The 7946-nt window shown below is 71.3% G+C and carries 10 protein-coding genes; 1 reads left to right on the forward strand and 9 read right to left on the reverse strand.

All coding sequences use genetic code 11. The annotated features are described in order from the left end of the window. Window position 1: 1 nt before the first annotated feature. Together ACZ7L0_RS38250 and pyrR are read right to left on the reverse strand one after the other, a co-directional pair. The gene (locus ACZ7L0_RS38250; RefSeq protein WP_471247186.1) at window positions 2-973 is read right to left on the reverse strand and encodes an aspartate carbamoyltransferase catalytic subunit; all 972 of its coding nucleotides are present in this window, start codon (window positions 971-973) and stop codon (window positions 2-4) included. 121 nt (window positions 974-1094) lie between these two features. Further along, window positions 1095-1709 carry a bifunctional pyr operon transcriptional regulator/uracil phosphoribosyltransferase PyrR gene (gene pyrR, locus ACZ7L0_RS38255; RefSeq protein ID WP_471247187.1) on the reverse strand — a complete coding sequence of 205 codons (615 nt, stop codon included), beginning with the start codon at window positions 1707-1709 and terminating at the stop codon, window positions 1095-1097. Between the two features lie 253 nt (window positions 1710-1962). On the opposite strand from pyrR, the gene bldD reads away from it, so the two are divergent. Further along, a complete protein-coding gene (bldD, locus tag ACZ7L0_RS38260) occupies window positions 1963-2466 on the forward strand; it encodes a transcriptional regulator BldD (RefSeq protein WP_010046440.1) in 504 nt (167 codons plus the stop codon). A 210-nt stretch (window positions 2467-2676) separates the two neighbouring features. Here bldD and nusB read toward each other — a convergent pair whose 3' ends face one another. The 7 genes from nusB to ACZ7L0_RS38295 all read right to left on the reverse strand — a co-directional run. Further along, complete coding sequence (nusB, locus tag ACZ7L0_RS38265) at window positions 2677-3111, reverse strand: transcription antitermination factor NusB (protein ID WP_471247188.1); 435 nt, start codon at window positions 3109-3111, stop codon at window positions 2677-2679. Window positions 3112-3113: 2 nt separating this feature from the next. Beyond that, window positions 3114-3680, reverse strand: a complete 567-nt coding sequence (gene efp / locus ACZ7L0_RS38270) for an elongation factor P (RefSeq protein WP_020117452.1) — start codon at window positions 3678-3680, stop codon at window positions 3114-3116. A 51-nt stretch (window positions 3681-3731) separates the two neighbouring features. Further along, window positions 3732-4838, reverse strand: coding sequence for an aminopeptidase P family protein (locus ACZ7L0_RS38275; RefSeq protein WP_471247189.1), 1107 nt, complete (start codon window positions 4836-4838; stop codon window positions 3732-3734). Between the two features lie 60 nt (window positions 4839-4898). Continuing rightward, entirely contained in the window at window positions 4899-5762 is an 864-nt protein-coding gene (locus ACZ7L0_RS38280; protein WP_471247190.1) for a Pro-rich N-terminal domain-containing protein, read from the reverse strand. Between the two features lie 161 nt (window positions 5763-5923). Continuing rightward, window positions 5924-7015 (reverse strand): 3-dehydroquinate synthase, encoded by a 1092-nt coding sequence (aroB, locus tag ACZ7L0_RS38285; protein ID WP_471247191.1) that lies wholly within the window; start codon window positions 7013-7015, stop codon window positions 5924-5926. Beyond that, window positions 7012-7527 carry a shikimate kinase gene (locus ACZ7L0_RS38290; protein ID WP_471247192.1) on the reverse strand — a complete coding sequence of 172 codons (516 nt, stop codon included), beginning with the start codon at window positions 7525-7527 and terminating at the stop codon, window positions 7012-7014. Before ACZ7L0_RS38290 ends, aroB begins: the two co-directional genes overlap by 4 nt. Next, window positions 7524-7946: chorismate synthase (locus ACZ7L0_RS38295; RefSeq protein ID WP_471247193.1), on the reverse strand; the 423-nt coding region annotated here is incomplete at its 5' end. The genes ACZ7L0_RS38290 and ACZ7L0_RS38295, both read right to left, overlap by 4 nt.

Genomic DNA, 7946 nt, shown 5'->3' on the forward strand with positions numbered 1-7946 from the left:
CTTACTTCTCCTCGGTGGTACGGGCAGGGGTGACGGCGCCGCCCAGCAGCAGGTACAGGACGGCCATCCGGATGGAGACTCCGTTCGCCACCTGCTCGATGGCGGTGCAGCGCTCGGAGTCGGCGACCTCGGCGGTGATCTCCATGCCGCGGACCATCGGGCCGGGGTGCATCACGATGGCGTGCTCGGGCATCCGGGCCATGCGGTCGCCGTCGAGGCCGTAGCGCCGTGAGTACTCGCGCTCGGTGGGGAAGAAGGCCGCGTTCATGCGCTCGCGCTGCACGCGCAGCATCATCACCGCGTCGGACTTGGGCAGTGTGGTGTCGAGGTCGTACGAGACCGCGCACGGCCAGGACTCGACGCCGATCGGCAGCAGGGTGGGCGGGGCGACCAGGGTGACCTCGGCGCCCAGGGTGTGCAGCAGGTCCACGTTGGAGCGGGCGACCCGGCTGTGCAGGACGTCCCCGACGATGGTGATCCGCCTGCCGCCCAGGTCCTGCCCGATCCCCGCGTCGCGGCCGACCAGCCGGCGGCGCATGGTGAAGGCGTCCAGGAGGGCCTGGGTGGGGTGCTGGTGGGTGCCGTCGCCGGCGTTGATGACGACGGCGTCGATCCAGCCGGAGTTGGCCAGGCGGTACGGGGCTCCGGAGGCGCCGTGCCGGATGACGACGGCGTCGACGCCCATCGCCTCCAGGGTCTGGGCGGTGTCCTTCAGGGACTCGCCCTTGGACACGCTGGAACCCTTGGCGGAGAAGTTGATGACGTCCGCGGACAGCCGCTTCTCTGCGGCCTCGAACGAGATCCGGGTGCGGGTGGAGTCCTCGAAGAAGAGGTTGACGACGGTGCGGCCGCGCAGGGTCGGCAGCTTCTTGATCGGCCGGTCGGCGACCCGGGCCATCTCCTCGGCGGTGTCGAGGATCAGGACGGCGTCGTCGCGGGTGAGGTCGGCGGCCGAGATGAGATGACGCTGCATCTGTCAGGCTCCGTAAGGCAGTTCATCGGGAAGCGGGGTGTGGGTGCCGCCCAGAGGGCATGGCCGGGCAGGCGGTGGCGCGGCGAGCGGGCGTACGACAGCGACGTACGCCTTCGGCCTGCTACTGGGTCTGCTTCACACCGAGCAGCACGGTGTCGCGACCGTCCTCCTCGGCGAGCTGCACCTTGACCGTCTCCCGCAGCGACGTGGGGAGGTTCTTGCCGACGTAGTCGGCGCGGATGGGGAGTTCCCGGTGGCCGCGGTCGACGAGGACCGCCAGCTGCACCGCGCGCGGGCGCCCGATGTCGTTCAGGGCGTCGAGTGCGGCGCGGATGGTGCGGCCGGAGAAGAGCACGTCGTCGACGAGGACGACCAGACGGCCGTCGATGCCGTCACCGGGGATCTCGGTGCGGGCCAGCGCACGCGGCGGGTGCATGCGGAGGTCGTCGCGGTACATGGTGATGTCGAGGGAGCCGACCGGGATCTTGGTGTCGGTGATCTGCTCGAGCTTGGCGGCGAGCCGCTGGGCGAGGAAGACGCCCCGGGTGGGAATGCCGAGGAGCACCACGTCGTCGGCGCCCTTGGCGCGCTCGACGATCTCGTGGGCGATGCGGGTGAGCACCCGCGCGATGTCGGGCCCTTCGAGGACGGGCCGGGCGTCGGACGACTGCGCGTCCTGCTGCCTGTCCTGCCTGTCGTACTTGCCGTGCTGGTCTTGCTCGTCCTGCTTGTCCATACGAAACGGACCTCCTTCTCCGCCTCACGGGACGGACCTTAAAGGACGTCGGAATTGCGCCATCCACCGTAGCAGGTCCCCGGAACGCCCCCGATCACCCCCTTGGCGCAACCGTCCGCCGCTGCCACGGAAGAGTCGCCGCGGACCATTCGGCTTGACGCGGAAGAGTAACGCTGCGTAACCTCACAGTGAGTTACCAGCCGCGCGGCATGGAAAACAGCCGGCCGCGTCGACACAGTGTCCGGGGAGCTATATGTCCAGCGAATACGCCAAACAGCTCGGGGCCAAGCTCCGGGCCATCCGCACCCAGCAGGGCCTTTCCCTCCACGGTGTCGAGGAGAAGTCCCAGGGTCGCTGGAAGGCCGTGGTGGTCGGTTCGTACGAGCGCGGTGACCGTGCCGTGACCGTACAGCGCCTCGCCGAGCTGGCGGATTTCTATGGCGTTCCGGTGCAGGAGCTGCTGCCGGGCACCACGCCGGGCGGCGCCGCCGAGCCGCCGCCGAAGCTGGTCCTGGACCTGGAGCGGCTGGCCACGGTGCCGGCCGAGAAGGCGGGCCCGCTGCAGCGGTACGCGGCGACCATCCAGTCGCAGCGCGGTGACTACAACGGCAAGGTGCTGTCGATCCGGCAGGACGACCTCCGCACACTCGCCGTCATCTACGACCAGTCGCCCTCGGTCCTCACCGAGCAGCTGATCAGCTGGGGCGTGCTGGACGCGGACGCGCGTCGCGCGGTCGCCACCCACGAGGAGGGCTGAGCGCTCCGCGGGTTCAGCAGAAACGTGCCGCCGGGGTGGCCGGAACTTGACGGTTCCGGCCACCCCGGCGGCTTTCTGCAGGCCTGCGACCCGCCCGGGCACCGGGGAATGCCTCAGGGCCCGCAGCAGTCGCGCTGCGGGCCCTGAGGCGATTTTCGTACCGCTGTACCGCTTGAACCGCTTGTGCCGCTGTACCGGCTTGTGCCGCGCCTACGCCTCGTCCCGGCGCAGCGAGGGCTTGAGCTCCTTGAGCCGCCCGAGCAGGCCGTTGACGAACGCGGGCGACTCGTCGGTCGAGAACTCCTTCGCCAGCTGCACCATCTCGTCCAGGACGACGGCGTCCGGCGTCTCGTCCGCCCAGATCAACTCGTAGGCACCCAGGCGCAGGATGTTGCGGTCGACGACCGGCATCCGGTCGAGCGTCCAGCCGACCGAGTACTGGGCCAGCAGCTCGTCGATCCGCTTCGCGTGCTCGGCGTACCCCTCGACCAGCTGCATCGTGTACTCGCTCACCGGCGGCTGCCGGGGGTCGGTCCGGGAGAGCCGGATCCAGTCCGCGAGGACCGTCAGGACGTCGGCGCCGCGCTGGTCGCCCTCGAAGAGGATCTGGAAGGCGCGCTTGCGGGCCGTGTTGCGGGCAGCCACGGTTAGCTGTTCACCCGGCCGAGGTAGTCGCTCGTACGGGTGTCGACCTTGATCTTCTCACCGGTGGTGATGAAGAGCGGCACCTGGATCTGGTGGCCGGTCTCCAGCGTGGCGGGCTTGGTGCCGCCGGTGGAGCGGTCACCCTGAAGGCCCGGCTCGGTCTCCTGGACGACGAGCTCGACGGCGGCCGGCAGCTCCACGAAGAGCACCTCGCCCTCGTGCTGCGCGACGGTGGCCGTGAAGCCCTCGATGAGGAAGTTGGCGGCGTCGCCGACGGCCTTGCGGTCGACCATCAGCTGGTCGTAGGTCTCCATGTCCATGAAGACGAAGTACTCGCCGTCCATGTACGAGAACTGCATGTCGCGCTTGTCGACAGTGGCGGTCTCGACCTTGACGCCGGCGTTGAAGGTCTTGTCGACCACCTTGCCGGAGAGCACGTTCTTGAGCTTGGTGCGCACGAAGGCAGGGCCCTTGCCGGGCTTGACGTGCTGGAACTCGACGACGGACCAGAGCTGGCCGCCTTCGAGCTTGAGCACCAGGCCGTTCTTGAGGTCGTTCGTGGAAGCCACGGTTGCGGAATCTCCTGGACTGACGTGGACGACCCCGGCGCACGCCACTGCCTAGAGGGCGAGCAGCTCCTTGGTCGTGATGGTGAGTAGCTCGGGTCCGCCGTCCGCCTCGGGGCGTACGACGAGCGTGTCATCGATCCGGACACCGCCCCGGCCCGGGAGGTGGACCCCCGGTTCGACGGTGACCGGCACGCAAGCGTCCAGTTTACCCATGGCCGCGGGAGCCAACTGCGGGTCCTCGTCGATTTCGAGTCCCACCCCGTGTCCGGTGAGCGCCTGCAGGCCCTGCGCGTACCCCGCGGAGTCCAGCACCTGGCGTGCGGCCCGGTCCACCTCGCGGTAGGCCGCGCCGGGCGCCAGGGACTCCCGTCCGGCGCGCTGAGCGGCGAAGACGAGGTCGTACAGCTCGATCTGCCAGTCGGCCGGCGAGGTGCCGATCACGAAGGTACGGCCGATCTCGCAGCGGTAGCCGCGATAGGTGGCCCCGAGGCAGACCGACAGGAAGTCACCCTCCTCGACCCGGCGGTCGGTGGGCCGGTGCCCGCGCCGGCCGGAGTTCGGGCCGGTGGCCACGGAGGTCGGGAAGGCGGGCCCGTCGGCGCCGTGGTCGACCAGGCGCCGCTCCAGCTCCAGGGCGAGATGCCGCTCGGTGCGGCCCACCAGGATGGACTCCAGCAGCTCGCCGAGAGCCTGGTCGGCGATCTCGGCGCCGATCCGGAGGCAGGAGATCTCCTCCTCGTCCTTCACCACCCTGAGCTGCTCGACGGCCCCGCCGAGGTCGGCCAGGCGGAGGCGGGACGCGACGGAGGAGACGGCTCTGTAGCGGGTGACGGTGAGGTGGTGTTCCTCCACGGCCAGGGAATCGGCGCCCTGGCCTTCGGCGAGGCCGGCGGCGGCCACCGCGGGGTCGCCTCCGGCGCCGGTGAGGGAGTGCACCCCGAGGCTGTCGTCCGGTCGGCCTTCGCCCGGACGGTCGCCCGGGGAGTCGGCGCACACGAGCAGGTCCTCGTGTTTGCCGAGCAGCAGAACGGCGCCCCGGGGGGCGGCGCCCGCGAGGTAGCGCACATTGGCGGGGCGGGAGACAAGCGCCGCCGCGCTGCCGCCCGCATTGCAGCGTTCCCTGAGCCGGGTTCGGCGGACCGCGTACACCTCTGACATGAGATGAGCGTAGGAGCGGTGGGCGGATTGTGCCGGTTGGGGAGTTCCGATGGGGGACGGTTACCAGTTCGGAGGGCTTGCGATGGCCCGTGCCAGGACCTCGTCGAGTACCCGTGCCGTGCCCGGGACGTCCAGCTGGGAATTGTCGATGATCGGCAGGCCCGAGCCGTACCAGCCCGCCATGCGGCCGTGGATGCGGGCGACCTCCTCGTCGGTGAGGCGGCGGTTGCCGGTGCGTTCGGCGTTGCGTTCCAGGACGATGTCCAGGCCCGGGAGGAGGACGACGGGCAGCAGGCCGGGGCCGACGTGCCGCTTCCAGCCTCCGAGGCCGACCACCGGGCGGTCCGGGAAGACGGCGTCGTCGAGGATGCAGGAGATCCCGTTGGCCAGGAAGTTGCGGGCGGCGAAGCCGCAGGTGCGGCGGGCCAGGCGGTACTGGGCCTCGGAGTGGTCGTTCCAGCCCGACTGGGGGTCGGCGAAGCCCGAGCGGACCCATTCGCGTACGTCGTCGAGGCTGATGTGCGCGGTGGGGACCCGTCGGTGGTCGGCCCAGTACTTGGCGACGCTCGTCTTCCCGGCGCCCGCGGGGCCGATCAGCAGCACGGCCAGGGTCGTGGTACCCGGGTCGGGGACGGCGGTGGCCGGTGGTGCGCTGGGCATGGCGACGGGGCCGCCCGGCGGCAGCGGTACATGACCGGTGGTCTCGGGGACCGGCGGCACGGACGGGTGCTGCGGGGCAGGCGGCTGCGGGGGCGCGGGCGGCACCGGCCCCGAGGGGGGCCCGGTGAAGCCCGGTGGCGGGGGCGCGGGCGCGTGGGCTCCCGGGTGCGGGCCCGGGTGGTGTGCGGCCGGCGACCAGCCGGCGGCCGGTCCCTGCCCCGGCTGGTGGGGCGGCGGCAGCGGAGACCCCACTGCGTGCTGCATCCGGTGCCACTCCGTCTCGTACAGGCAATTGGCGCTGGCAGGAGCGGTCCCCCGCTCCCTACCGAACGGTACCGTCCCCGGCCGTCGTTTGGTGAACGGCCGGGGGCGGCCCGAAGTGCCCGGCGCCGACGGCGCGTCAGGCGGAAGGCGTACTCGGGGACTTACTGCCCCACTTCGCCGTACGCGGCGAGCAGCACGGCCGGGTCCGGTCCCTCCAGGACGGTCGGCTTGGCGAGGCCGTCGAGCACGATGAAGCGCAGCAGGTCGCCGCGGGACTTCTTGTCCACCTTCATCGTCTCCAGCAGCTTGGGCCACTGGTCGTAGCGGTAGTGCAGCGGCAGCCCGACCGACTCCAGGATGGTGCGGTGGCGGTCGGCGGTCGCGTCGTCCAACCGGCCGGCCAGTCGGCCGAGTTCGGCGGCGAAGTGCATGCCGACCGAGACCGCGGCGCCGTGCCGCCACTGGTAGCGCTCGTTCTTCTCGATGGCGTGGGCGAGCGTGTGGCCGTAGTTGAGGATCTCCCGCAGGCCGGACTCCTTCAGGTCGGAGGAGACGACCTCGGCCTTCACCCGGATCGACCGCTCGATCAGCTCGGCGGTGTGCGGGCCCGCCGGGGTGCGGGCGGCCTCGGGGTCGGACTCGACGAGTTCGAGGATCGCCGGGTCGGCGATGAAACCGGCCTTGATGATCTCGGCGAGCCCGGACACGTAGTCGTTGACCGGGAGGGAGTCCAGCGCCGCCAGGTCGCACAGCACGCCCGCCGGCGGGTGGAAGGCGCCCACCAGGTTCTTGCCCTCGGCGGTGTTGATGCCGGTCTTGCCGCCGACCGCCGCGTCCACCATGGCAAGCACGGTCGTCGGGACGGCGATCCAGCGCACACCGCGCAGCCAGGTCGCGGCCACGAACCCGGCCAGGTCGGTGGTGGCGCCGCCGCCGACGCCCACGATCACGTCGCTGCGGGTGAAGCCGGACTGGCCGAGCGCCTTCCAGCAGTAGGCGGCGACCTCGACGGTCTTGGCCTCCTCGGCGTTCGGCACCTGGATGGCGACGGCCTCGTAGCCCTGTTCGGCCAGGTCGGCGCGGAGTGCGTCGCCGGTCTCGGCCAGTGCCTCCGGGTGGACCACCGCGACGCGCTTGGCCCGGTGCCCGATCAACCCGGCCAGCTCGCCCAGGAGTTGCCGACCGACCAGCACCTCGTACGGGTCGGTGCCCGCGGTGCCGGCGACCTGGATCCGGGTGACTGCCTCGCTCATGCTTCCTTCAACTCCAGTGCGTCCAGCGCCGCTTGGGTGACCTCTTCGGGCGTACGGCCGTCGGTGGGTACGACCGCCGTGGCGACCTCCTCGTACAGGTGCCGCCGCGCCTCCATCAGCTCGCGCCACTGCTTGCGCGGATTGACCGCCAGCAGCGGACGGGCCGCGTTCAGGCCGGTGCGCTTGACCGCCTCCTCGACGTCCATCGAGAGGTAGACCACGCGCTGCGCGGCGAGCAGGCCGCGGGTGTCCTCGTCGAGGATCGCCCCGCCGCCGAGCGCCAGTACGCCGTCGTGCTCGGCCAGCGCCCGGTGCACGGCCCGCTTCTCCAGGGCGCGGAAGACCGGCTCGCCCTCGTCCACGAAGATCTCGGCGATGGTCCGGCCCTCGGCGGTCACGATGTCGTCGTCGGTGTCCCGGTAGGCGACGCCCAGCCGCTCGGCGAGCAGCCGCCCGACCGTGGACTTGCCTACGCCCATCGGACCGACCAGCACGATCGACGGTGCGGTCATCGGACCGTGAGGTTGTCGAGGTACGACCGCACGTTGCGGCGGGTCTCGGGCACGCTGTCGCCGCCGAACTTCTCCGCGACCGCGTCCGCGAGGACCAAGGCCACCATGGCCTCGGCGACGATGCCGGCCGCCGGGACCGCGCACACGTCCGAGCGCTGGTGGTGGGCCTGGGCGGGCTCACCGGTGGCGACGTCCACGGTCTGCAGCGCCCGGGGCACGGTCGCGATCGGCTTCATCGCCGCCCGCACCCGCAGCAGCTCGCCCGTCGTCAGACCGCCCTCGGTACCGCCGGAACGGCCCGACGCCCGCTTGATGCCCTCGGGGGTGGTGACGATCTCGTCGTGCGCCTGGGAGCCGGGCACCCGCGCCAGACCGAACCCGTCGCCGACCTCGACGCCCTTGATCGCCTGGATGCCCAT

This window comes from Streptomyces sp. NPDC039424 (genome assembly GCF_055639495.1).

Excerpts from the sequence above, each read along its gene's own strand:
- ACZ7L0_RS38250 (WP_471247186.1), bottom strand. The coding sequence starts at position 973 with ATGCAGCGTCATCTCATCTCGGCCGCCGACCTCACCCGCGACGACGCC.
- pyrR (WP_471247187.1), bottom strand. The coding sequence starts at position 1,709 with ATGGACAAGCAGGACGAGCAAGACCAGCACGGCAAGTACGACAGGCAG.
- bldD (WP_010046440.1), top strand. The coding sequence starts at position 1,963 with ATGTCCAGCGAATACGCCAAACAGCTCGGGGCCAAGCTCCGGGCCATC.
- ACZ7L0_RS38275 (WP_471247189.1), bottom strand. The coding sequence starts at position 4,838 with ATGTCAGAGGTGTACGCGGTCCGCCGAACCCGGCTCAGGGAACGCTGC.
- ACZ7L0_RS38280 (WP_471247190.1), bottom strand. The coding sequence starts at position 5,762 with ATGCAGCACGCAGTGGGGTCTCCGCTGCCGCCGCCCCACCAGCCGGGG.
- aroB (WP_471247191.1), bottom strand. The coding sequence starts at position 7,015 with ATGAGCGAGGCAGTCACCCGGATCCAGGTCGCCGGCACCGCGGGCACC.
- ACZ7L0_RS38290 (WP_471247192.1), bottom strand. The coding sequence starts at position 7,527 with ATGACCGCACCGTCGATCGTGCTGGTCGGTCCGATGGGCGTAGGCAAG.